At 52.1% G+C, this 23105-nt stretch carries 23 protein-coding genes and 2 tRNA genes; 21 read left to right on the top strand and 4 right to left on the bottom strand.

The window, feature by feature from the left end:
* Positions 1-27: 27 nt before the first annotated feature.
* Together SBL51_RS03215 and SBL51_RS03210 are read right to left on the bottom strand one after the other, a co-directional pair.
* Positions 28-291, bottom strand: coding sequence for a DUF4404 family protein (locus tag SBL51_RS03215; RefSeq protein WP_317929135.1), 264 nt, complete (start codon positions 289-291; stop codon positions 28-30).
* Positions 292-1012: 721 nt separating this feature from the next.
* Positions 1013-1333, bottom strand: coding sequence for an HU family DNA-binding protein (locus tag SBL51_RS03210; RefSeq protein WP_317929134.1), 321 nt, complete (start codon positions 1331-1333; stop codon positions 1013-1015).
* Between the two features lie 763 nt (positions 1334-2096).
* Here SBL51_RS03210 and SBL51_RS03205 point away from each other — a divergent pair.
* Together SBL51_RS03205 and aspS are read left to right on the top strand one after the other, a co-directional pair.
* Positions 2097-2405 carry a zinc ribbon domain-containing protein gene (locus SBL51_RS03205; protein WP_317929133.1) on the top strand — a complete coding sequence of 103 codons (309 nt, stop codon included), beginning with the start codon at positions 2097-2099 and terminating at the stop codon, positions 2403-2405.
* Between the two features lie 56 nt (positions 2406-2461).
* Positions 2462-4237, top strand: a complete 1776-nt coding sequence (aspS, locus tag SBL51_RS03200) for an aspartate--tRNA ligase (protein ID WP_317929132.1) — start codon at positions 2462-2464, stop codon at positions 4235-4237.
* A gap of 26 nt (positions 4238-4263) precedes the next feature.
* Here aspS and SBL51_RS03195 read toward each other — a convergent pair whose 3' ends face one another.
* The gene (locus SBL51_RS03195; protein WP_317929131.1) at positions 4264-5694 is read right to left on the bottom strand and encodes a DUF5666 domain-containing protein; all 1431 of its coding nucleotides are present in this window, start codon (positions 5692-5694) and stop codon (positions 4264-4266) included.
* A 321-nt stretch (positions 5695-6015) separates the two neighbouring features.
* On the opposite strand from SBL51_RS03195, the gene SBL51_RS03190 reads away from it, so the two are divergent.
* From SBL51_RS03190 to nadA, 18 genes are all read left to right on the top strand, one after another.
* Positions 6016-7611, top strand: coding sequence for a carboxypeptidase-like regulatory domain-containing protein (locus SBL51_RS03190; RefSeq protein ID WP_317929129.1), 1596 nt, complete (start codon positions 6016-6018; stop codon positions 7609-7611).
* 81 nt (positions 7612-7692) lie between these two features.
* Entirely contained in the window at positions 7693-8235 is a 543-nt protein-coding gene (locus SBL51_RS03185) for a hypothetical protein (protein ID WP_317929128.1), read from the top strand.
* A 72-nt stretch (positions 8236-8307) separates the two neighbouring features.
* On the top strand, positions 8308-8829 hold the full coding sequence (ruvC, locus tag SBL51_RS03180) for a crossover junction endodeoxyribonuclease RuvC (protein WP_317929127.1): 522 nt from the start codon (positions 8308-8310) through the stop codon (positions 8827-8829).
* 36 nt (positions 8830-8865) lie between these two features.
* Positions 8866-9489: a Holliday junction branch migration protein RuvA gene (ruvA, locus tag SBL51_RS03175; protein WP_317929125.1), complete on the top strand. Its 624-nt coding sequence runs from the start codon at positions 8866-8868 to the stop codon at positions 9487-9489.
* A 33-nt stretch (positions 9490-9522) separates the two neighbouring features.
* Complete coding sequence (gene ruvB / locus SBL51_RS03170; protein WP_317929123.1) at positions 9523-10563, top strand: Holliday junction branch migration DNA helicase RuvB; 1041 nt, start codon at positions 9523-9525, stop codon at positions 10561-10563.
* 36 nt (positions 10564-10599) lie between these two features.
* Positions 10600-11013, top strand: coding sequence for a tol-pal system-associated acyl-CoA thioesterase (ybgC, locus tag SBL51_RS03165; protein WP_317929121.1), 414 nt, complete (start codon positions 10600-10602; stop codon positions 11011-11013).
* 149 nt (positions 11014-11162) lie between these two features.
* Complete coding sequence (gene tolQ, locus SBL51_RS03160; protein WP_317929120.1) at positions 11163-11855, top strand: protein TolQ; 693 nt, start codon at positions 11163-11165, stop codon at positions 11853-11855.
* A 16-nt stretch (positions 11856-11871) separates the two neighbouring features.
* Positions 11872-12288: a protein TolR gene (tolR, locus tag SBL51_RS03155; RefSeq protein WP_317929118.1), complete on the top strand. Its 417-nt coding sequence runs from the start codon at positions 11872-11874 to the stop codon at positions 12286-12288.
* 101 nt (positions 12289-12389) lie between these two features.
* Positions 12390-13091 (top strand): cell envelope integrity protein TolA, encoded by a 702-nt coding sequence (gene tolA, locus SBL51_RS03150; protein ID WP_317929117.1) that lies wholly within the window; start codon positions 12390-12392, stop codon positions 13089-13091.
* Between the two features lie 30 nt (positions 13092-13121).
* Positions 13122-14423 carry a Tol-Pal system beta propeller repeat protein TolB gene (gene tolB, locus SBL51_RS03145; RefSeq protein WP_317929116.1) on the top strand — a complete coding sequence of 434 codons (1302 nt, stop codon included), beginning with the start codon at positions 13122-13124 and terminating at the stop codon, positions 14421-14423.
* Between the two features lie 158 nt (positions 14424-14581).
* A complete protein-coding gene (gene pal / locus SBL51_RS03140; protein ID WP_317929114.1) occupies positions 14582-15073 on the top strand; it encodes a peptidoglycan-associated lipoprotein Pal in 492 nt (163 codons plus the stop codon).
* A gap of 17 nt (positions 15074-15090) precedes the next feature.
* Complete coding sequence (locus SBL51_RS03135) at positions 15091-15870, top strand: YbgF trimerization domain-containing protein (RefSeq protein WP_317929113.1); 780 nt, start codon at positions 15091-15093, stop codon at positions 15868-15870.
* Positions 15871-16018: 148 nt separating this feature from the next.
* On the top strand, positions 16019-16669 hold the full coding sequence (queE, locus tag SBL51_RS03130) for a 7-carboxy-7-deazaguanine synthase QueE (protein ID WP_317929112.1): 651 nt from the start codon (positions 16019-16021) through the stop codon (positions 16667-16669).
* Between the two features lie 30 nt (positions 16670-16699).
* A complete protein-coding gene (gene queC / locus SBL51_RS03125) occupies positions 16700-17380 on the top strand; it encodes a 7-cyano-7-deazaguanine synthase QueC (RefSeq protein WP_317929110.1) in 681 nt (226 codons plus the stop codon).
* Positions 17381-17580: 200 nt separating this feature from the next.
* Positions 17581-17656 (top strand) — tRNA-Lys (locus tag SBL51_RS03120).
* Between the two features lie 190 nt (positions 17657-17846).
* Positions 17847-17922: transfer RNA gene (locus tag SBL51_RS03115), tRNA-Lys, on the top strand.
* Positions 17923-18073: 151 nt separating this feature from the next.
* Entirely contained in the window at positions 18074-19321 is a 1248-nt protein-coding gene (locus tag SBL51_RS03110; protein WP_317929109.1) for a multifunctional CCA addition/repair protein, read from the top strand.
* A 176-nt stretch (positions 19322-19497) separates the two neighbouring features.
* A complete protein-coding gene (nadA, locus tag SBL51_RS03105; protein WP_317929108.1) occupies positions 19498-20565 on the top strand; it encodes a quinolinate synthase NadA in 1068 nt (355 codons plus the stop codon).
* Between the two features lie 47 nt (positions 20566-20612).
* On the opposite strand, the gene SBL51_RS03100 is transcribed toward nadA, so the two are convergent.
* A complete protein-coding gene (locus tag SBL51_RS03100) occupies positions 20613-21083 on the bottom strand; it encodes an HIT domain-containing protein (RefSeq protein ID WP_317929106.1) in 471 nt (156 codons plus the stop codon).
* Positions 21084-21356: 273 nt separating this feature from the next.
* Between SBL51_RS03100 and SBL51_RS03095 the strand changes: the two genes are divergently transcribed.
* A complete protein-coding gene (locus tag SBL51_RS03095) occupies positions 21357-23090 on the top strand; it encodes a proline--tRNA ligase (protein ID WP_317929104.1) in 1734 nt (577 codons plus the stop codon).
* Positions 23091-23105: the final 15 nt, after the last annotated feature.

The following is a 23105-nucleotide window of genomic DNA, read 5'->3' as shown; positions in this document are numbered from 1 at the left end:
AAACCAATTTGCAGAACAGTCAATTTTTTAAATACCCAATTTACCTAATTGATCTGCAATCTCTCGCAGTACAGCGGCTAACCGGGGGTGTTCAGTCGTTAATGATGCCGCTTGTTGCTCAAGCTCTTCCAGTAAGTTGACATCCACTTTCGATGCGGTGTTTTTGCCTGTGAGTTGATCGACAATACCATCAAGAACAGAGCGTTTATCCGCCGACAGTGCCACTTCCATCTCTTTGTGGATTGTTGTCAACTCCTGCTTGAGGGCGGCCAGATCTTTATCGTTATCCATGGGAAAATCTCTCATTTATACAGTGGGCTCATTCTGGCTGCTAATGATAAGTCTGCCTTGGGAATGGGTGCAATGCTATTTTTATGGGGCTGACAGAGGGCAAATCGAAAGCAGATCTATATTCGGTTGGTTATTTTCAGGGTTGGAGAAGGTATAAGTTAGTTGCAACGATTGGTGTGAAGGCGCCATCGGCGTATTAATGGGTGAAATAACTACAGCCTGTTGCTCTTATCCTATTAATGGATAGCAGTGCTGCTTTGGTCAGGATTTAAACCGCAAATTTATTATTACCCGATGTTATTCACCCTCTCTTGGTATTGCGCTGCCTGCTATAAGAAATAGCGGTGAGTGAGGTCGTTCGGTGAGGAGTCGGCCTTTACCTAAATCGCGATTAGGACTGCACCCGTTAACCAAGCCGGTAAATCCTACTGCTTATCAATAACCGGGATTTGCGTTGATCCGGTGGCGAGGTGGTTTTCAGATTTGTTTACTAGGGTGAATCTGCCGTATTCGTTGGTATCATTTGTTGATGTTAAAAAAGAGAACTATTTACAGCCGTTAAACTAACTGGCTTCTCACAGGTCTAGTGCGTCTGAACAGAAGGGGGCAGCGGATGGCTGATGGTTGTGAAGCGGAGGGGTTTAGTTGTTCCAATCAGTGCCGGAGGGGTGGCCCAGGGCAGTTTGGTCTGCCCCAGGCTTGATGTCACCGCAGTAGGTGATTATTCGGCCATCTCTTTGAGTTTTTTCAGTGGACGAATTTTAACCTGCACGCTGGCAGGTTTAGCTTTAAAGGTGGTCTCTTCACCGGTGAATGGGTTAATACCTTTACGGGCTTTTTTGGCTGGCTTTTTAACCGTGGTGACTTTCATCAAACCTGGTAAAACGAAATCGCCACAACCTCCGCGTTTTTTCAAATGACCCGCAATGATGTTGGACAGCTCATCCAGAACAGCCTGAACCTGCTTTTTAGGTACGCTGGTGGTCTCAGAAAGCTGGTTCAGCATTTGGGTTTTGGTGTAACGCTCGGTAATAGCCTTCACTGGTTTGGCGGCTGGAGCGGCGGCTTTTGTTGCTGGGGCTTTGCTGGCGGCTGCGGGTGACTTACGGACGGCCATAGTTGGTTCCTTGTTGTTGATGTGAGTCTGTTAGAGTAGTTCAGCTCTATTGATTTATAAAATTGGTGAGCGCTTTAAGTATCCGCTTGAGGAGCCTACTGTGCTCTTCAAACTTTACTTCACCAGAGCTGGTCTTCGTTTTTTATTGATAAACGAGCTAACCACATTATATATAGTATAAAAATAACTACCGCAATAAAATTCTCGTAAAAAATAGATTCAAATCGAACCTGTTCCTTTTGTTGACAACTTAACGCCGACAGTTTCTATATTTGTAGCGAATAGTGGTCAATCCGATTCCATCTGAAACAACAAATTAACTTACGCTTGTTGATTAACACTGCCAAAACCGGGCATAGGTACGCTCATGGGCTTTGCTTAAGCGTATGCTTGTCCTCTTATTATTGGAATCGGCGCTGCTTTGAGTTCGCCGATTGCCGTTTGTGGGCTGACGCCGGTGCCGACTTTAGAAGGGGGGCTCTCCGCTTGGGGTGTGGTTCGAGATGGGGGGAGGGAATGCAGGGACTTGTGTCCTATCTTGGCCATTAGGCTATAATGGCCGCCCTTCGGGCGCAGACTGGCCAAATTCGGCCTTTCGGCCGTCTGGGCGCCTTTAAAAGTGGGGTCAGAGCCTCCACAATGGCGTTTTTGGAAGCTGTTTTTGGTATATGGGTAGAGGCACAGCGCTATGCCAATTTATGAATATGTTTGTAAACACTGTCAGCATGAGCTGGAGGCACTGCAGAAACTCTCGGATGCCCCGCTTGTGGAGTGTCCCAGTTGTAAGCAACCGGAACTGCAGAAAAAGATATCGGTGGCTGGATTTCGGTTGTCTGGCAGCGGCTGGTATGAGACTGATTTTAAATCAGGCAACAAAAAGAATTTGGCCGGTTCTGGCGAGTCCGCCGCCAAGAGTACGGATACGAGTAGCAAGACCAGCTCTGGCGGTAGTACCGACAAGCCCAGCACTGCAGCTAAGGCTAAAGACGCCGGTTAGTATTTAGGCAGCCTTGCAGTTCAGGGCTGTGATCACAAGTTAAACAGGAATTCAATATGCGTAGCCATTACTGTGGCAAAGTTAGCACTGATCTTATCGACCAGGAAGTAACTCTGTGTGGTTGGGTGGATCGTCGTCGTGACCACGGCGGTGTTATTTTTATCGATTTACGTGATCGTGAAGGTGTTGTTCAGGTGGTATTTGACCCTGACAGTGCTAATTTCAGCGAAGCCGATAAAATTCGCAGTGAATATGTCCTAAAAATCACCGGCCGGGTGAGGGCGCGTGGCGAATCCACCGTCAACCCCAATATGGCCACCGGTAAGATTGAAGTCTACGGCCTGGCCTTGGAGATACTGAACACGGCGGAAACGCCGCCATTCCCGCTTAACGAGCACTCCACGGTTGGCGAAGAGGTGCGTTTGAAGTACCGCTTCCTAGACCTGCGCCGCCACGAAATGCAGAATAATCTGAAACTTCGGGCCCAGGTGACCAGTGTTATCCGCCGCTACCTGGACGAACAGGGCTTTCTCGATCTGGAAACGCCCATTTTGACGCGAGCTACGCCTGAGGGGGCTCGGGATTACTTGGTGCCCTCCCGTACCCACGACGGCAAATTCTTCGCCTTGCCTCAATCACCTCAGTTGTTTAAACAGCTGCTGATGGTTGCCGGGTTCGATCGCTACTATCAGATTGCCAAGTGTTTTCGCGATGAAGACCTGCGTGCAGACCGGCAGCCGGAATTTACCCAGATCGATATCGAATCTTCATTTTTGTCTGACGAAGAGATTATGGCGATCACCGAGGGGATGATTCGCCAGCTGTTTATCGATGTTAAGGGTGTTGATCTTGGGGAGTTTCCCCGCATGCCTTTTGCCGAGGCAATGGCGTTATACGGCAGTGATAAGCCTGATTTGCGTATCCCGCTGCAACTGGTCGATATTAAAGATCTGCTCAAAGAGATTGAATTTAAGGTTTTTGCCGGCCCCGCTAACGATCCTGGTTCACGGGTTACGGCGCTTAAGGTTGATGGTGGCGCTGAAATTTCCCGTAAGCAGATCGACGAATACACCAAGTTCGTTGGTATCTACGGTGCCAAGGGGTTGGCCTGGATTAAGGTTAATGACCTTGGCCAGGGGGTAGAGGGGCTGCAGTCACCCATTATCAAATTCCTGGGTGATGAAGTGACCCTGAAAGTGGTAGAGCGTGTTGGTGCTAAAGACGGTGATATCATCTTCTTTGGGGCTGATAAATCTAAGGTCGTCTCTGAAGCCTTGGGTGCGTTACGCATTAAGGTGGGCCATGACCTTAACCTGTTTACCTGCGATTGGGCTCCTCTCTGGGTCGTTGACTTCCCAATGTTTGAAGAGAACGACGATGGCAGTGTAACCGCCTTGCATCATCCGTTCACCTCACCTAAATGCTCTGCAGAAGAGCTGAAGGCAGAGCCACTGGCGGCACTTTCTATTGCCTACGATATGGTGCTGAATGGCACCGAATTGGGTGGCGGCTCCATTCGTATCCACAACCAGAAAATGCAGGAAACTGTATTCGAGGTGTTGGGCATTGATGAGGCAGAACAGCGTGAGAAGTTTGGTTTCCTGCTGGACGCCCTCAAGTACGGCGCACCCCCTCACGGTGGCTTGGCGTTTGGTTTGGATCGCTTGGTGATGCTGATGACGGGTGCGGATTCCATTCGCGATGTAATCGCCTTCCCCAAAACGCAAACCGCCGCCTGTGTGATGACCGATGCTCCGGGAACAGTCGACCCCTTACAGTTACGAGAGCTGAATATCAGCCTGCGTAAAAAAGAGGCCAAAGAGACTAAATAAAAAAGCCCGCTTCGGCGGGTTTTTTGTTACTGCTCTATCTGGGTGATAGTGCCACCGGTGATACTGGCGCTACCATTGACCTCGGAATTTTCCACCCGCACCAAGTCCTCTTCCGCGAGGGAGGCCACGATACCCGCTGCGGCACTGCCAGCGACGGAGATACCCATGATGTCGAATGTAGAGCTGCTAACTCGGGAAATCGGCCCTTGCACGGTGATGTCCTGGTCGTCCATGGTTCCCGCAGCCTCCATGCGAATGGCATAGGGGTTTTGATCCTGATCGACAAACCCCCATAGCCGTACCTGAGTGTCGGCCACACCACTGCTAACAATGAGATCGTCTTCAACCAGTAGCCGATTTGCGGTGATGTTTACCTGGAATAGCTCAACTGAGGTGTCGACAGTAACCTGGCTACTGTTGAGTGGTGCCTCTAGGTAAATGCGCCGCTCATGAAATATGACGGTGTCGGCCGTTAAAATACCGGAGCTCAGATTGACACTGCCTTCTACTTCAACCTTTGCGCCAATCACCATATCGCTTGAAGAGCCGCCATAGTATTGCGTAGATGAAGTCACTTCGGCCTCCTGGTCACCCAGATAAAAAGTCCCCAAGGTGTTGCCAAAATCGGTAATGATATCCTCCATTTCCGCCGGTAAAGAGTTTATATCACTGTCGTTGTTGCTTAGTTCCGGTAGTTTGGTCTCTACGCAGGTAATGGACAGAGTGGTTGAGACAGCGTCGCCGGCGGTGAAACTTGCCAGGGGTGATGCGGTGACCTCGACCCAGTCACCATTGCTGATGTCCGGACTGCAATCGGCAACCAAACCGTTGAACTGTACTGTCTGGTCGTTCAGTAAAAAGCTGTCGTTACTTACCAGGTTTTCAACGTTGCCGGTGATTTTCCAAAAACTGCTGCCCCCTGTGGGAGCATCAACTCGGCTGGCCAATACCCCTCCAGCACGGTTGCTGTAGCCGCTCACTCGAACGACATCGCCCAGGCTCAGGTTGGCGATGTCGTCATCTTTGATGCCGTCAATCTCGGTGTCCTCGGTGACGGTAACCTCATTGGTCAGGACCATCAATGGCTGCAGCTGGGTAACCGGGCCAATCAGCAGGTGGTTGGCACGAATCTCAGTGGCGGTACCTGAACTCAAGTTGCTGGGAACGGTTTCCGAGAGGACAAAACTGGCAACCATGCCCTTGGCTAGGTCGCTGGAGTCGGCTTCCTCGCCATCGATATAGACGTTGGCACTGACCGATAGGCTGAAGTCACTGTCGTAATTGACCTCCAAAGCGCCGGCGTCAGTCAGCACTCCAATACTGGCGCCTCCGTCACTGCCGCTTGAGGTCCCATCGCTATTGGGGTCACCGCCCAACTGAAAGTTACAGGCACAAAGGCTCATGGTCAGGGAGATCGTTGTCAAAAAACGCCAATGGGCCGTCAAATGTACAGACATGGGGTAATCCGTTGAGTGTGTGAAGAGTCAATCGTAAATAGGAAATATGACAGTCAAATCAATGAAATAGCGGAGTAGGGCGCTATTGTCATACGATTTAATAGCACTGCGCCATGTATAGACGATGATTTTGCGCAATATTTCAAAACTCTGGTAATCAGCGGCTGCGGAGTTGGCGGTGTTAATCCAGTATTCAGCCAGAGAGTCTATTCTTTACTAAAAGCCTTCTCTTAGGCAGCTGCAATACCGGGCTGTGCCTGGGGGACAATAACAACTTATCTGCAAGCGATTGGGCAATATATGAACAAACGGGTTTGGCTAGTGTTATTCGCACTGGTGAGCGGTGGTTTAACCGCCTGCGGCGGAGGTAGCTCTTCGTCCAGTGGCAGTATCGGCGACGGTGGTGGTAGTGGCGGCACTACAGTTACCACCAATATCTCAGGCTTTGTCTCCTATGATTCAGTCCCTCATACGGCTGTAACCCATGGTTTAAGCTACGCCGATACCGTCGAAAAGCCCGTTCGAGGGGCCACGGTGCAACTTCTAAATGGCAGCGGTGGTGTTTTGGACGAAAGCTTCACCGATAACAATGGCAATTACCTCCTCGAGGCGCCGGCCAATACCCAGGTACGTGTTCGGGTACGGGCAGAGTCGATTTCTACCGGTACCGCCAGTTGGGATGTCTCCGTGCGGGATAACACCAGTGGCAAAGCCCTCTATGTGCTGCAGGGGGATCTGATCAATTCGGGCACCAGCGATTCTGTACGCGATCTGCACGCCGCCTCAGGCTGGAGCCTGTCGGCCAACGACTACACCGGTGAACGGGCGGCGGCGCCTTTTGCCATTCTCGATACGGTCTACAGCTCGTTACAGAGCTTTGTCGCCGTTGATGCGAATATCAATTTCCCAGCCCTGCAGGTGCTCTGGAGCGAAGACAATATTCCCCAGGATGGTGAATTGACGGCGGGCGAGATTGGTACCTCTTTTTTCACTTCTGACGGCAACGCTATCTATCTTCTTGGAGCCAAAGATTCCGATACCGACGAATTCGACAGCCACGTAATTGCCCACGAGTGGGGACACTATTTCGAGGCCAACCTGTCGAGATCGGACTCTATTGGTGGCAGTCACACATTAACCGCAGCACTGGATATGCGCCTGGCGTTTGGTGAGGGGTGGGGTAATGCGCTGTCTGCCATGGTGCTTGAAGACCCTCTCTATGTTGATTCGGGCGGACCCGCCCAAGCCTTAGGTTTTGCCATCGATGTTGAAGATAATGTCTATTCACCCGAAGGGTGGTTTAACGAGGGCTCTGTGCAGTCGATTCTGTACGACATCTATGATGGCAGCAGCGACGGCAGTGACAATCTCAATATGGGGCTGGACGAGATATACGCGGTACTTACCAGCTCCAGTTACATCAACTCAGAACTGTTCACCAGTATCCATCTTTTTATCGATACCTTTAAAACCGCAAATCCCAGTGTGGCTTCGAGTATTGATGCGCTGGCCGCGGCACAGAGTATCACTGTCGACGACGCCATGGGATCAACTGAAACCAATGCCAATGGCGTGAGTGAGCTGCTGCCTATTTATACTGAACTCAATCAGGGCGGTACCGTGCAGGTTTGTATGGTGAATGACTTTGGAAACGATAACAAACTGGGAACCCATCGCTATGTATTACTGCCCAATGTAGCTGGCGGGAGCCATACATTAACAGTAGCGCGAGCTTCTGGGGCGCTGGCTACCGATCCAGACTTTTATCTCTATCGCCGCGGAGTCTATGTCACTAAGTCAGAAGATTCGGTATCTGATATCGAGTCTTGGTCGAACACCCTAACCTCGGGTGACTACATAATGGACGTTTACGATTTTGAAAATAACGACGTTTGCTACAACGTCAGTTGGAACTGATTGGCCGGCGCTGCCACAAACTGCTTATTCAAGACGCGGTTACATTCGGGTAGCGAGCCCAATAAAAGAAGAGAAGAGATCATGTTGGCAAAACGATTAATAAGCCCTTTTGTGGTGGCGATACTGATGGCCGGTGGCTTCGCCTGTGCCGATAATCAAGATCAGCTACCGGAGAGCAGCAGTGCCCCGGGGCAGGGTTTGCGACTGGGCAGCGATTATCAGAAGCCTGGTGCACCGGTTGAGTTTCAACACAGTTACGACGGTAAGACCAAAATTTCAGAGCCGGAAATCATTGATCTGATGATCATTCCCTCGTTCGACCTGGAGCAGGTGACCGTAACCGCAACCGCAACCGATGGCTTAACCCTAACTGGCTTCGAGGCATACACCGGCGAAGGCACAGAGGGTGAACCGATTTTGCTAACCGGTACTGTTGCTTCCAATCAGGCCGGTCGTTACCACCTGAATCTGTTTGTTACCAGTGAAAACGGTAACGAGAGTGCCAGCCGCAGTTTTACGTTAACGGTTGTGGTGGGCGATGTGGCCCCAATCAGTAAACCCACAGTGCTCGACGCCAGCGGCGAAGCTGTGCGGGTACTCAATGCCGAAGAAAAACTGCAATAACGCCTTGACCTGCCGGGTGCCCCCTGACATCCTAGCACTGGATAAATAATCAGTAGAGTGGTGTTTGGGGGTATGCCCTTAATTCTGGGTGTGGATCCGGGTTCACTAAAAACCGGATTTGGCGTGATCGATTCTTTAGGTGGACGAGTGGCCTATGTGGCCAGTGGCGTTATCCGCCTACCTGCTAACGACTCCCTTCCGGCTCGCCTGAAAACCATTTTTGAGGCCCTGTCTGAAATTATCGCTGAATACCAACCCGCGGAAATGGCCATCGAGCAGGTGTTTATGGCAAAAAATGCGGGCTCAGCGTTAAAACTTGGTCAGGCTCGAGGGGCGGCGATTGTCGCTGCCGGCTTCCACGATTTACCTGTCGCTGAATATGAAGCGCGTAAGGTCAAGCAGTCTGTGGTGGGCACCGGGGCGGCTGACAAACACCAGGTTCAGCACATGGTCAAACACCTGCTGAAACTCAACAAAACACCCCAGGAAGACGCCGCTGATGCGCTTGCCATTGCGCTTTGCCATGCCCACACCCAACAACACTTAATTTCCACAGCCCGCGCGACACGATTTCGCCGAGGCCGCCTAGTGTGATATTTTGACGGCGTTTTTTGAGCTTAAGGGGCTGTAATGATTGGTCGTTTGGTTGGTGTTTTGGCTGAGAAGCACCCCCCGTATTTGTTGGTTGATGTCAATGGGGTTGGCTATGAGGTGCAAGCGCCAATGACCAGCATCTACCAGCTACCCGCAATTGGTGAAAAAGTCACCCTCTATACCCACTTTTCTGTGAGCGAAAATGCGCAGCAGCTGTTCGCCTTTAAAGATACCGTTGATCGCCAGCTGTTCCGTCATTTAATAAAGGTCAGCGGTGTTGGACCGAAGATGGCGCTGGCGATTCTCTCCGGTATAGAAACTCCCGCTTTTGTCTCTGCTATCCGCTCTGGAGCCAGTGAGATTCTGGTCAAGGTGCCGGGGGTTGGCAAGAAAACTGCTGAACGTTTGGTGGTCGAGATGCAGGACAGGCTCAAAGATTGGCCGCATGCCGGTGGCGATAGTGTCGTACCACCTGTACAGGCCGCTGGGCCGGTGGCACGGCAATCCGATATGGTAGCTGAGGCAGAGGCGGCCCTGATCGCTCTTGGCTACAAGCCTGTCGAGGCTGCGAAAGCCATTAGCCGAGTCTGCCAGCAGGAGCAGCCCGAGCGCAGTGAAGAATTGATACGCCTGGCTCTCAAGTCTATGCTGCCGGGCTAACTACCAGAGTGAACGGGCGAAACACTACTTTTTATGATCGATAAAGACCAAATTGAAGCGTCGCGCGTGGTCTCAGCCAAGGCTGAGGCTCCAGATGAATTGGTAGACAAGACCGTCCGACCCAAGTCGCTGCAGGATTACCGCGGTCAACCCAAGGTTCGAGAGCAGATGGAGATCTTCATCGCCGCTGCCAAAAAGCGCGGAGAAGCGCTGGATCACACCCTTATCTTTGGCCCTCCAGGGTTAGGCAAAACCACTCTCGCCAATATCATCGCCGCCGAAATGGGCACAGAGTTGAAGTCGACTTCGGGCCCAGTTCTGGAGAAGGCCGGTGACCTGGCGGCACTGATGACCAATCTCGAACCCGGTGATGTGCTCTTTATCGATGAGATCCATCGACTCAGCCCGGTGGTCGAGGAGGTGTTATACCCAGCCATGGAGGACTTTCAGCTGGACATTATGATCGGGGAGGGGCCTGCAGCACGCTCAATCAAGATAGACCTGCCTCCATTTACCCTGGTGGGGGCCACCACCCGCGCCGGCCTGCTTACCTCGCCGCTGCGTGATCGTTTTGGCATTGTCCAGCGCCTGGAGTTTGTCTCCCTGGCCGATTTAACCCATATCGTTTCCCGGGCGGCGGCTCTGATGGCTATCGGTATTGTCGATAGTGGTGCCGAAGAGATTGCCATGCGCGCCCGGGGCACCCCTCGAATTGCACTGCGTTTGCTGCGCCGGGTTCGCGATTACGCCGATGTAAAAGCCGATGGCGTGGTCACCCGAGAGGTGGCTGACGCAGCACTTAACATGCTTAATGTCGACGCCAGTGGATTTGATCATATGGACCGGCGTATGTTGCTTGCCGTGATTGAGAAATTTGCCGGTGGGCCGGTGGGTGTTGACAGCCTGGCCGCAGCCATCAACGAGGAGCGCGACACCATTGAGGATGTGCTCGAACCCTTTCTGATTCAGCAAGGTTATCTGGTTCGTACACCCCGGGGTCGTATGGCAACCCAGCGGGCTTTCGATCACTTTGGTCTTCGGCAACCAGAGAACCAAGGTAAGCTAGATCTGTAACCCACCCCAAAACCTGCCTCGCTCAAGAGATCTTTCATGCCCCAGTTTTCCATTCCTGTCCGAGTCTATATAGAAGATACAGATGCCGGAGGAATTGTCTTTTATGTGAACTACTTAAAATTTATGGAACGCGCGCGTACTGAATTACTGCGCAGTTTAGGGTTTGATAAGCCCGCGTTAACCAATGGTAATGGCTTGCTGGTAGTGGCCGGTGCGGATATTCAGTACAAAAAATCTGCAATTTTGGATGATTTACTAACGGTCACTGCAGAATTTGAAAAGGTGGCCCGTTCGCATGTGGTGTTTCGGCAACTGGTTTTACGTGGTGAAGCTCTGCTGTGTAGTGCGGCCGTCAAAGTAGCCTGTGTCGATCGCACCGAACTGCGGCCAAGGGCATTACCCGTTGAAGTTTATGACGCGATTAACCTTTGGCATAACCAAAAGCGTTAGTGCATTGACACCCTTGAACAATATCGTAACTATTGCTGCCGCAAGCGCTGTTGACACCTAATGGAACTCAATTCAGGTGTTAACGTCATTAATCCGAAGGCAGCAATGCGTAAACAAGCTATTTGAATTCGTTGTGGAGCTCTTATCCCATGCATCCTGGTGAAACTTTATCCATTTGGTCGTTGATCATGGGGGCCAGCCTGGTCGTCAAATTGGTGATGGCGATTTTGCTACTGGCGTCGGTCGTCTCCTGGGTAATGATCGTTAACCGAGGCTTGTTTCAAAGCCGCGCTTCACGCATGTATGCCGATTTCGAAAAACGCTTCTGGTCCGGGATCGATTTAACTCAGCTCTATAAGCAGGGCAATGCCAAGGCTGCCAGTGGCCAAGTGCTCGGAGCCGAAAATATTTTTCGAGCCGGGTTCAAGGAGTTTTCCCGTTTAAAGCAGCAGAGCTCCGCGGATCCGGGGGCGGTGATGCAGGGCACCGAACGGGCAATGCGTGTGGCTTTGGCCCGGGAGGAGGAGAAGCTTGAAGCCAACCTGCCGTTCCTGGCGAGCGTTGCTTCCGTCAGCCCCTACATCGGCCTGTTTGGCACTGTGTGGGGAATTATGTCTTCCTTCCGTGGCTTGGCGAATGTCCACCAGGCCACTTTAGCTATCGTGGCACCCGGTATTTCCGAGGCTCTGGTGGCTACCGCCATGGGTCTGTTTGCCGCCATTCCAGCGGTATTAGCCTATAACCGCTATTCAGCAAAGGCAGAGAGCTTGGCGAGCTACTACGAGACATTCTCTGAAGAGCTGAGTGCATTCCTGCACCGTAAATTACACACTGGCAACTGATTTTTAGGTAACCCGAATGCGTAATAAAAAACGCAAACCGATGGCAGAAATCAATGTTGTCCCGTACATCGATGTGATGTTGGTGCTGCTGGTGGTTTTCATGATTACCGCACCGCTGCTTATGCAGGGGGTAAAGGTGGATCTTCCGCAAGCGCCATCAGAACCAATGGATAACAAAGAGGAAGAACCGCTGATCGTCTCAGTAAAGGCTGATGGCAGTTTCTTCTTAAACCTCGGTAAAGATCAGGAATCAGCCAAGCCTTTACCAGAAATCCAAGAGACTGTAGCTAAAGTATTACGCCAAAAACCAGATACCCCGGTATTGGTATGGGGCGATTCGGCGGTTCCTTATGGTGTTGTGATTCAAGCGATGACCAGCCTGCAAGCCGCTGGTGCGCCATCGGTAGGTTTGGTAACCGAGCCAGATAGCTGATGCTTTCCAGTCAGAGTTTTAATCTGCCTTTCGCGATTGTTGTGAGTCTGGTGATTCATAGCGGGCTCATATTTTTGGTCTCTAAAGGCTGGGAAGCCTCCGTGCCTGTACATAAACCACCGGTACGTGTGGTGCAGGCGAAATTGGTACAGCTGAAACAGACCGCACCTGCGCAAAAGGCACCTCGTGTTGCTGAAAAAACACCCAAGGTGGTAGACCTAACGCAGAAAAAGCGAGAGGCAGAGGCTAAAGCGGAGCGGGAACGTCAGGCTCGGCTAAAAGCTGAACGTCGAAAAAAAGAAGCTGAGGAACGCGAGCTGGCAGAAAAGAAAGCGGCCGAGCGCAAAGCTCAGCAAGCGGCCGAGGAGGAGGCTCGCAAGCAACAGTCACTGGCTGAAGAGCTGAATCGCATGGAGCAGGAGCGGATTCAGAAGCAGCTCCAACAGGAGGTGGCGGCAGCCGAAGCAGCTGAGAAGGCCGCTCTTGCCGAGCAGCAGGCAGCGGAGACGGCACAAAGCTACGTCGCGGTTATTGCCCAGCGGGTGGAGCAGTTCTGGAGCCGCCCTCCGTCAGCTCGTAAGGGTATGAAATGCGAGTTGCTGATTCAGCTTGTACCGACTGGCCGAGTGGTCAACGTTACTGTCTCCTCCAGTAGCGGCAATGCAGCATTTGACCGATCTGCTGAGCAGGCGGTATTAAAAGCAGAGCAGTTTCGCGAATTGCAGAATCTTCCACCGGAAGTTTTTGAGCAATACTTCCGACAATTGAAGCTGGTCTTTAACCCCACAGATTTACGCTTATAAAAAGCAGCTAGTATTAGCAAGGAGATTAATTTGCGTGCAGCGAAAAGCCTTTGGGTTCAATGTCTTTTATTACTGGTCTTCTTGAGCTCAAACTCTTGGGCGGAGCTGACCATTGAAATCACACAAGGTATCGATAACCCGATATCTATTGCCGTAGTTCCTTTCAAGAATGGCGCCGGTCTACCGGAAGACATCTCCGCTATTGTTGCCGCCGATTTACAACGCAGTGGCCAATTCGATCCGGTTGCTCGGGCCAATATGCTCTCATACCCGCAAGCGGCCAAAGATGTTTTCTATCGGGATTGGCGAGCTCTGGGTGTGGAGTATCTGGTGATTGGTGGACTGGAGCCAGCCGCTGGTGGTTACCAACTCTGGTTTGAACTTTATGATGTGCTAAATCAGCGGCAAGTGTTCAAAAGAATCGCTTCTGCCGCCTCTAATGACCTGAGAAGTCTCGCACACTATGCGGCAGATCTCATTTATGAAGAAATTACCGGCATACGTGGCGTTTTTTCTACTAAAATAATTTACGTTGAAGTATTACGCGATAGAGTGAACCCAAGTAACGCCACCTATCGGTTGATGTATGCCGATGCAGACGGAGCCCGCGAGCTCGAGCTGTTGAAATCAAAACAGCCGTTACTCTCTCCGCGTTGGTCGCCTGAGGGCAAGCGTGTGGCCTACGTCTCATTTGAAACTACACGGCCGGCAATATATGTGCAGGATATCGCTACGGGGCGACGACAACAGGTTACCAATTTTAAAGGGTTGAATGGGGCACCGGCTTGGTCTCCCGATGGTAAAAAACTGGCTTTTGTACTTTCCAAAGATGGTAATCCAGAGATCTACACGCTTGATCTGGCCACTGGAAAGTATCAGCGAGTAACTCGTTCCATCGCTATTGATACCGAACCAAGCTGGGCGGCTGACGGAAAAAGCATTATTTTTACCTCGAATAGGGGAGGTCAGCCACAAATTTACCAAATCAACCTTGCCAGCGGGCGCACAGAGCGCTTAACCTTCTACGGCGATTATAACGCCCGCTCTAGTCTTTCGCCGGATGGTAAAACCATGGTTATGGTGCATCGACGAGATGGTGTATTCCATATTGCCGCTCAAGATGTTGGGAGTGGGGATATTCGCATTCTTACAGAGACAGAGCTGGATGAATCGCCCAGTATCGCGCCCAACGGAGCTATGTTACTGTACGCGACACAAAACCGGGGTAAAGGTATACTGGCCGCTGTTTCGCTGGACGCTGGAGTTAAATTCCGGCTGCCATCGCAGCGGGGGGATGTACGCGAGCCAGCTTGGTCGCCGTTTTTGAATTGAGGGCTTATGCCTTGGCCATGGAAGCGTTGGGTTAGTTGGACAACCGAGGCGTAAAATAGAGTGAACTACTTTTCTGCGGGTGGTTCGCTGTTATTCGAACGATAACGGAATCACTTTATAAACTAGATTTATTTCTTAATAACTGGGAGTGAAAGACCATGAATGTGTTTAAAACGGGGTTGGGTTTGGTTGTATTGGCTATGGTATTGACGGGGTGTTCCTCCACCAGCACCCCTGAAGAGCCAGTAACACCACCTGCCGAAGATACTAGCGCTACCACCACTGGTATTGATGACTCCGGAGTTATGGCCGAGGAAGAAGAGCCAGTCGTTCTGGGTACGGTCTTTTACTTCGACTTTGATAAGTACCAACTGAAATCTGAAGCTCGCGCACTGTTAACCGCTCACGCAGAACAGCTGATCGCCTCACCACGTCAAATTCGCTTGGAAGGTCATGCTGATGAGCGCGGTTCACGCGAATACAACATGGCATTGGGTGAAAAACGTGCCACTGCAGTAAAAGAGTTCCTGGTACTGCAAGGTGTTGACCCTGCGCTGATCGAAACCATCAGCTACGGTGAAGAGAAGCCTGTTGCTCTTGGTGCTAACGAAGAGTCTTGGGCTCTGAACCGTCGCGTAGAATTGAAATAAAGCGAATTGATGTACCTATGGTTGTAAAGAACCACCGCCAGAAATCCTGGCTGGCAGCGGCGGCCCTCGTGGCCGCCGCTTTGCCAAGTTGGGCGCAGGTCAGAGTCATAGACTCCACGCCAGTCGGCAAAGCCGTTCCCAATACCAGTGTCGCTACTGTGGCGCCCGCCAATAGTGCAGCAGAATTGTATATCCGTCTGCAATCCATGGAGCAGGAGCTTCTGGAATTGCGTGGCCTGGTTGAACAGCAATCCTATGAAATTAAGCGCTTAAAACAGCAGCGCATGGATGACTACACTGACCTGGATCAGCGAATATCTGCGCTGATGTCCAAGTCTTCAAACGTTGGGCCGGTAACAACAGCCCCCAGCGTTACTACCTCCTCTCCATCCTCTTCTACAACTCTGTCTAGCAGTGAACCACCCGATGAGCGTGAACTATATAGCGATGCGCTCAATCTACTGCTCCAGAATAAAGACTTCGACGCGTCAGCTACCAAGTTAACGCAATACCTAGAGTTCTATCCCGATGGCCTCTTTGCTCCCAACGCCTACTATTGGTTGGGAGAGATCAGTTTAAGTAAACAAGATCTTCCTGGAGCTAAGCAGTGGTTCTCTGAGCTTATCAATCGCTTCCCGGGGCACGGCAAGGTCCCTGATGCGAAATTTAAACTCGGTAAGGTCTATTTCCAGTTGGGTGATAAAACCAAGGCGCGCTCTCTGTTGAGTGAAGTGGCCCAGGGTAGTAGTGCCGCAGCTCAGTTGGCTCAGGAGTTTATGTCAGTCAACTCTCTATAAGTTTCTGTCGGCCCAATGTTGGGCCGTAGATTGGCGGCTCACGGCCGTAGCCAGTTGACCCAGTAGCCCGCCTTGATGGTGGTTACTCCCTAGCCTTACCCACTCATTTTCGCTAAACTGCGCCGCTTTTTCCCCTGGGTGGCCCTACATGACCGAGCAATCACTGCGCATCACCGAGATCTTTTACTCCCTGCAGGGAGAAGGGCGTTACGCGGGTTTGCCAACCGTCTTCGTGCGTTTAACCGGTTGTCCCTTACGTTGCCGCTATTGTGATTCCGAATATGCTTTCTTTGGCGGTGAAAAATTATCGCTGCTGGCCATTCTCGAGCAGGTAAAAAGCTTCCAGGCCAAGTTCGTTTGTGTCACTGGTGGTGAACCGTTGGCACAGCCAAATTGCCTGCCGCTACTCACCCAACTCTGTGATCTCGGCTACTCAGTTTCGCTCGAGACTAGTGGAGCTCTGTCGATAGAGGCGACCGACCAGCGGGTTTCTCGCGTTTTGGATTTAAAAACACCTGCGTCGGGAGAATCGGGCAGAAACGACTATTCCAATATTCAACACCTCACTGCACATGATCAGGTTAAATTCGTGCTCTGTGATGAGGGTGACTATCAGTGGGCAAAATTTAAACTGGATGAGCTTAATCTGGCATCGACTGGTGCTGAGCTGCTCTTTTCCCCCGCGTTTAACGAGCTTCAGGCGGACCAATTGGCGGAGTGGATACTCCAGGATCGACTACCGGTGCGCTTACAATTACAGCAGCATAAATATCTGTGGGGCGATACCCCAGGGCATTAATACCGGGCACAGGATTACAGGTTTAATTTAATGGCTACATCAAAAAAAGCGGTAGTGCTTATTTCCGGTGGGCTCGATTCAACGACTGTTTTGGCGATCGCCAAAAGTCAGGGATTCGAGTGTTACTGCATGAGCTTTGACTACGGCCAGCGACACCGGGCCGAACTGGCTGCCGCACAGCAGACTGCACAGGCGTTGGGCGCCGCAGACTACAAGGTCATCTCTCTTAATCTCAACAGCATTGGTGGTTCCGCGCTAACAGATACCAACATTGCCGTACCGGAAGCGTCCACCGAGGGCATTCCTATTACCTACGTGCCGGCCAGGAACACTGTATTCCTGTCGATTGCACTTGGTTGGGCAGAGGTGTTGGAGGCGAGTGACATCTTTATAGGGGTTAATGCGGTGGACTATTCCGGCTACCCTGATTGCCGCCCGGCGTTTATTGATGCCTTTGAGAAGATGGCTAATCTCGCCACCAAAATGGGTGTGGAAGGGAGTAAGCTCACGGTACATACACCGCTTATGAAGCTTACCAAAGGTGAAATCGTTCAACTTGGCGTCTCTTTGGGTGTGGACTACGCCAAAACCGTCTCCTGTTATCAGGCTGATGAGCAGGGCAGGGCTTGTGGCCGCTGTGATAGTTGTCGGCTACGTAAAGAGGGATTTGCCGCTGCCGGTGTTGCCGATCCTACTCCATATCAATCCTAACTTATTGTTTCGCGTGGTAATTTAGCGGCGCTTTTGGTAAAAAAAGCGCTTGAGTTTTGGATTTTTATGAGTACTATATGCGCCTCCTTCGGGGCAAAGCCCGCACCTGGTTAAGGTGGTGGTGCTACTGTAATCGTTGAAACAGCTGGCCAATTCGTTGAACAGAGCCTGTACGATTACCAGCCGTAGGCAAAGATTTTGGGTCGTTAGCTCAGTCGGTAGAGCAGTTGGCTTTTAACCAATTGGTCACTGGTTCGAATCCAGTACGACCCACCATTTATAGTTAGGTCACCGTCGATTAAAACGTCCTTTCTTAAAGGCAATTATTAACCGGTGATCCCCAGACGGAACCGCTACACTCTGGTTTTAACTTCGGAGTGCCCCCTGGGATTAAACGGTCCACCAATACGTTGGTACCGTGGCTAGCTGAGTAGGCCCGAGGCGTGCTCCTTACATCGAAGAATTTGGGTCGTTAGCTCAGTCGGTAGAGCAGTTGGCTTTTAACCAATTGGTCACTGGTTCGAATCCAGTACGACCCACCATCTTGTAAACCTCCCAATGGGAGGTTTTTTTATGTCTGCTGTTCCCCGCAATCTCCACAACCGTCTTGTTAAGGCGGCCGACGGCTCGTCTTTAAACTCAATAGTGGTAAGCTGTTGCCGCCCCTAACCAACCCGAATACTGCTTATATAAATGAAAAACGAATTCGCTAGCCTCAAGGCCTATCTGGTCGGTGGCGCCGTACGTGACGAGCTGCTCGGCCTGGCGCTGGCTGATCGGGATTATGTCGTCATCGGCGCACTGCCGGAGCAGTTACTACAGCTTGGTTTCCAACAGGTGGGCAAGGACTTCCCTGTATTTCTTCACCCACAAACCAAGGAGGAGTACGCACTGGCCAGAACCGAGCGAAAAAGCGGTGTTGGTTATGGTGGCTTTGTGTGTGATTTTGGCCCGGAAGTCAGCCTGGAAGAGGATCTACAGCGTAGAGACCTGACTATTAATGCCATCGCTAAAACCGAGCAGGGCGACTACGTCGACCCCTATGGTGGTCGCCGGGATCTAGCCGAAAGAACCTTACGCCACGTTTCTCCGGCGTTTGCTGAAGATCCGCTGCGGGTATTGCGGGTTGCCCGTTTTGCTGCCCGCTTTGCCAGGCTTGGCTTCACCGTTCACCCCTCGACTTTAGCATTGATGACCGAGCTAAGCAGTAGTGGCGAGTTAGCAACACTTACTCCCGAGCGGGTCTGGAAGGAGACTCAACGGGCGCTCACTGAAGCCACCCCCAGCGAATTTTTTCGTGTGCTCAGGGCCTGTGGTGCACTGGCGCAGTTGTTTCCTGAATTGGATGCACTGTTTGGTGTGCCGCAAGCAGTCGAGCATCATCCGGAGGTTGATAGCGGCCTGCATGTCATGCTCTCTATCGATCTGGCCAGCCAACTGTTTGATAACGCACAGGTCAGCTATGCCGTACTGGTACACGATCTGGGGAAGGGGGTAACGCCTCAAAGAGAGTGGCCCCAGCATATCGACCACGAACGAAAGGGGCTGCCTTTGGTCGACGCCATGAGCCAACGCTTCAAAGTGCCCAAAGATTACGCTGCACTAGGGCGATTGGTATGCGAACACCACTTGCGTTGTCATCGTATGCTGGAGATGAAGCCCGGTTCTGTGGTGGCGTTGTTGGAGGCTTTGGATGCATTTCGTCGGCCCGAACGTGTAGCTCTGTTTGCTGCGGCCTGCGAAGCAGACGCTCGGGGGCGCAAGGGGCGGGCAGATGAGGCCTATCCCCAGGCGCAGCTGTTGCTCGACAGCATGGCCGAAGCCCGGCAGGTGGATGTCAAACCGCTATTGGCTAAGGGTTATCGTGGAGCGGAGCTCACGGAGCCTCTTCGTCAGGCTAGAATCTCGGCCGTTGCCACTCTGTTGAACCAGCAGCGCTAGTCCATAGGTGTTACTGTTTAGTGCAAATATTGATCAAATATATTGATGATATACATTATGAATTCCTTGTAAGATTATGATATTTAAAGGAATAAATTGAATAACTGTTTTTTGGGCAAACCGTGTATAATTCCTGACCCTAACACTGTGGCACTGAGTAATGAGAGGTAGGTGTGATGGAAACCATCGACAATGATGCACTTGAGCAGGCGCGTAACCTGGTTCACGACTATCTGGCACACCCGCAAACCGCGCAATTAACCGCCGAGCAGGTACTCGATTACCAAGAGCGTATTAAGCATCTGCTGCGTGAGCAGGATGCGGTGCTGGTTGCTCACTACTACACTGACCCGATGATTCAAGCACTGGCGGAAGAGACCGGTGGCTGTGTATCCGACAGCCTTGAAATGGCCCGCTTTGGTAGCCAGCACCCCGCCAAGACATTAATTGTCGCCGGTGTTAAGTTTATGGGCGAGACCGCCAAGATTCTCACCCCCGAAAAGCGCGTACTAATGCCAACTCTGGAGGCAACCTGCTCGCTTGATTTGGGTTGCCCTGTTGACGAGTTCAGCGCCTTCTGCGACCAACACCCAGACCGAACTGTTGTTGTCTACGCCAATACCTCGGCCGCGGTAAAAGCACGCGCCGACTGGGTGGTCACCTCCAGCATCGCCCTGGATGTGGTTGATTATCTGGATGCCCAGGGTGAGAAGATAATCTGGGCGCCCGACAAACACCTGGGCGACTATATTCAGCGCAAAACCAAGGCCGACATGCTCTTGTGGAACAGCGCCTGCATCGTGCACGAAGAGTTTAAAGCGAAAGGATTGGAAGATCTGAAGCTGCTCTATCCGGAAGCGGCAGTATTGGTACACCCGGAATCCCCGGCCGCGGTAATCGACTTGGCCGACGTAACCGGTTCCACATCGCAGCTGATTAACGCTGCCAAAACCCTACCGAACAAACAGTTTATCGTGGCGACCGACCAGGGCATTTTCTATAAGATGCAGCAGCAGTGCCCCGATAAAGAGCTCATTATTGCCCCGACCGCTGGTCATGGTGCCACCTGTCGCAGTTGTGCCAACTGCCCATGGATGGCAATGAACAGCCTGGAGAATTTGGTGAAGCTTTTGGAATCGCCAGAGGTGGCGGCCGCCAATGAGATAACTGTAGATCCCAAACTGGGAGAGCGGGCCATGTTGCCGCTGACCCGTATGTTGGATTTTTCCGCGGCGCGAAAATAGCCTGTCTACCACCTAGCTAAGAGGGCCTAGGCTTTGGGCTTTCAGGTTTAGGTCTCAATAGTGGGGCTGAAAGTGGAGGTGGGCTCGGGGACTTCATCAGAGATGGTAAAGTCGTCTCCATCCAGTGCGCTGCGCAGCTGCGAGACCCGTTTAGCCAGCGCTTCACCCTCATAGGCCTGTGCCGGTTGTGTTCCCCAGATGGGGTTGGGCCAGGCGCCGTCGGTTTTAAAGCGTGCCACATGGTGTATATGCAGTTGTGGCACCATATTCCCCAAGGCCGCGATGTTCATCTTGTCGGGGTCAAACATACTGACCATGGTTTCGGAGAGCGTACAAGACTCACGCAACAGCTGAATCTGGTCTTCCTCATCCAATTGGTAGATCTCTTTAATGCTGGCCCGTTGCGGCACCAGAATGCACCAGGGGTAGTTTGCGTCTTTGTGCAGCAACACCAAACTCAGGGGAAAGTGGCCGATAAGCACGGTATCGCTGACCAACGCGGCGTCGAGTTTGAACATAGATCATCCTTCGCTAATATTTGCCGCACATCACGGCCGGCAAACGACAATGTGTTGGGTTATCCTGGCAGCGATGTCTGCCGCTTTCAATAGATCACGACAAACATTTTACCCAATCGAGCCATGCCAAGGGCTCTCTGCCGGCGGTGTAACCAACGCCACTAGGCAGACCGGCATCATAGCCATAGAATACCCGCCTTTAGTAGAAACCGGGCTGAGCTACCAGCAGATGCCCCAATAACACAAAACCCCAATGAGAGAAGCCAAGCTAGCATGCGAGCGACCCAATTTTTAATAGCCACGCAAAAAGAGACCCCCGCCGACGCCGTGGTGGTGAGCCACCAGTTGATGCTGCGGGCTGGATTGATCCGCAAGATGGCCTCGGGTCTCTACAACTGGCTGCCGCTGGGTTTGCGGGTGTTGCGCAAGGTTGAGGCTGTGGTGCGTGAAGAGATGAACAACGCCGGTGCCCAGGAGCTGTTGATGCCGGTGGTGCAGCCGGCCGAGTTGTGGCAGGAGTCGGGTCGTTGGGAGCAGTATGGTGGTGAACTACTGCGTATAAAAGATCGACACGATAACAGCTTCTGCCTGGGCCCAACCCACGAAGAGGTGATCACCGACCTGATCCGTAACGAGCTTAAAAGCTATAAATCACTGCCGGTTAATTTTTACCAGATTCAAACCAAATTTCGGGATGAAACCCGCCCCCGTTTTGGCGTCATGCGCGCGCGCGAGTTCATCATGAAAGATGCCTACTCGTTTCATATCAATCAGGACTCTCTGCAAGAGACCTACGATGTCATGCATCAGGCTTACAGCACTATTTTTAGTCGCCTGGGCCTCGATTTTCGTGCGGTTGCGGCCGATACCGGCTCTATTGGTGGTTCCGGCTCCCACGAGTTTCATGTCTTGGCCGACAGCGGCGAAGATGACATCGCCTTCTCCACCGAGAGTGATTACGTCGCCAACATAGAGCTGGCCGAAGCCCTGGCACCGGCTGGAGAACGCGCGCCCGCCCACGAGGAGCTGACCGAGGTTGCCACCCCCGGTGCCCACACCGTGGAAGAGGTGGCCAAGCTGTTCCATGTGCCGCTTATGCAAGTGTTGAAGACTCTGCTGGTGAAAGGTGTTGATGCCGACACTGGCGAAGAGTGCCTGGTGGCACTGGTATTGCGCGGCGACCATGAGCTGAATGAGATCAAAGCTGAAAAGCTCGCGGTTGTTGCCGCGCCCATCACTTTTGCCTCCGAGGCTGAGATCCGCTCGGTGGCGGCTGCCGGTGCCGGTTCCATCGGGCCCAAAGGTATTCAATGTAAGGTGATTGTCGATCGCGCGGCGGCCCATGCGGCAGATTTCGTGTGTGGCGCCAACAAAGATGGCTTCCACCTAAGTGGCGTTAACTGGCTGCGTGATTTGCCGCTGCCCGAGGTGGCCGATATTCGCAATGTTGTCGCTGGCGACCCAAGCCCGGATGGTCAAGGCGTGCTGGAAATTAAGCGCGGTATCGAAGTAGGGCACATCTTCCAACTGGGCGATAAGTACAGTAAGGCAATGAACGCCGCTGTCCTGGATGAGAACGGCAAGCAACAGATTATGACCATGGGATGCTACGGTATTGGTGTCTCCCGTGTGGTGGCAGCTGCCATCGAGCAAAACCATGACGATAACGGCATTATCTGGCCACAGGCACTGGCGCCATTTGATGTGGCGTTGGTGCCGATCAACATGCACAAGTCGGAGGCGGTGGAGCAGCAGTGTGAGGCGCTCTACAGCGCGTTCAAAGCGGCGGGCATTGATGCCCTGTTTATGAACGAAGCCAAGGCGCGCCTGGGTGTGATGTTGGCCGATGTCGAACTCATGGGTCTGCCACATCAGATTATCGTCGGTGACCGAGGTCTGGAGCAGGGTGTAGTTGAGTACAAGTGCCGCAAAACCGGTGAAAAGCAGGAGATCGCCCTGGCGGATGTGGTGGCCTTCATCCAGGCGCAGCTGGGTGGCAACTGCTAAACTCATCCATAAGAC

Origin of the sequence: Halioxenophilus sp. WMMB6 (assembly GCF_033283405.1) — a bacterium.
Taxonomy (GTDB): domain Bacteria; phylum Pseudomonadota; class Gammaproteobacteria; order Pseudomonadales; family Cellvibrionaceae; genus Halioxenophilus.
This window is presented reverse-complemented; position numbering and strand designations above follow the sequence as displayed.

Excerpts from the sequence above, each read along its gene's own strand:
- SBL51_RS03215 (WP_317929135.1), bottom strand. The coding sequence starts at position 291 with ATGGATAACGATAAAGATCTGGCCGCCCTCAAGCAGGAGTTGACAACA.
- SBL51_RS03205 (WP_317929133.1), top strand. The coding sequence starts at position 2,097 with ATGCCAATTTATGAATATGTTTGTAAACACTGTCAGCATGAGCTGGAG.
- aspS (WP_317929132.1), top strand. The coding sequence starts at position 2,462 with ATGCGTAGCCATTACTGTGGCAAAGTTAGCACTGATCTTATCGACCAG.
- SBL51_RS03195 (WP_317929131.1), bottom strand. The coding sequence starts at position 5,694 with ATGTCTGTACATTTGACGGCCCATTGGCGTTTTTTGACAACGATCTCC.
- SBL51_RS03185 (WP_317929128.1), top strand. The coding sequence starts at position 7,693 with ATGTTGGCAAAACGATTAATAAGCCCTTTTGTGGTGGCGATACTGATG.
- ruvC (WP_317929127.1), top strand. The coding sequence starts at position 8,308 with ATGCCCTTAATTCTGGGTGTGGATCCGGGTTCACTAAAAACCGGATTT.
- ruvA (WP_317929125.1), top strand. The coding sequence starts at position 8,866 with ATGATTGGTCGTTTGGTTGGTGTTTTGGCTGAGAAGCACCCCCCGTAT.
- ruvB (WP_317929123.1), top strand. The coding sequence starts at position 9,523 with ATGATCGATAAAGACCAAATTGAAGCGTCGCGCGTGGTCTCAGCCAAG.
- ybgC (WP_317929121.1), top strand. The coding sequence starts at position 10,600 with ATGCCCCAGTTTTCCATTCCTGTCCGAGTCTATATAGAAGATACAGAT.
- tolQ (WP_317929120.1), top strand. The coding sequence starts at position 11,163 with ATGCATCCTGGTGAAACTTTATCCATTTGGTCGTTGATCATGGGGGCC.
- tolR (WP_317929118.1), top strand. The coding sequence starts at position 11,872 with ATGCGTAATAAAAAACGCAAACCGATGGCAGAAATCAATGTTGTCCCG.
- pal (WP_317929114.1), top strand. The coding sequence starts at position 14,582 with ATGAATGTGTTTAAAACGGGGTTGGGTTTGGTTGTATTGGCTATGGTA.
- SBL51_RS03135 (WP_317929113.1), top strand. The coding sequence starts at position 15,091 with ATGGTTGTAAAGAACCACCGCCAGAAATCCTGGCTGGCAGCGGCGGCC.
- queE (WP_317929112.1), top strand. The coding sequence starts at position 16,019 with ATGACCGAGCAATCACTGCGCATCACCGAGATCTTTTACTCCCTGCAG.
- queC (WP_317929110.1), top strand. The coding sequence starts at position 16,700 with ATGGCTACATCAAAAAAAGCGGTAGTGCTTATTTCCGGTGGGCTCGAT.
- SBL51_RS03110 (WP_317929109.1), top strand. The coding sequence starts at position 18,074 with ATGAAAAACGAATTCGCTAGCCTCAAGGCCTATCTGGTCGGTGGCGCC.
- nadA (WP_317929108.1), top strand. The coding sequence starts at position 19,498 with ATGGAAACCATCGACAATGATGCACTTGAGCAGGCGCGTAACCTGGTT.
- SBL51_RS03100 (WP_317929106.1), bottom strand. The coding sequence starts at position 21,083 with ATGTTCAAACTCGACGCCGCGTTGGTCAGCGATACCGTGCTTATCGGC.
- SBL51_RS03095 (WP_317929104.1), top strand. The coding sequence starts at position 21,357 with ATGCGAGCGACCCAATTTTTAATAGCCACGCAAAAAGAGACCCCCGCC.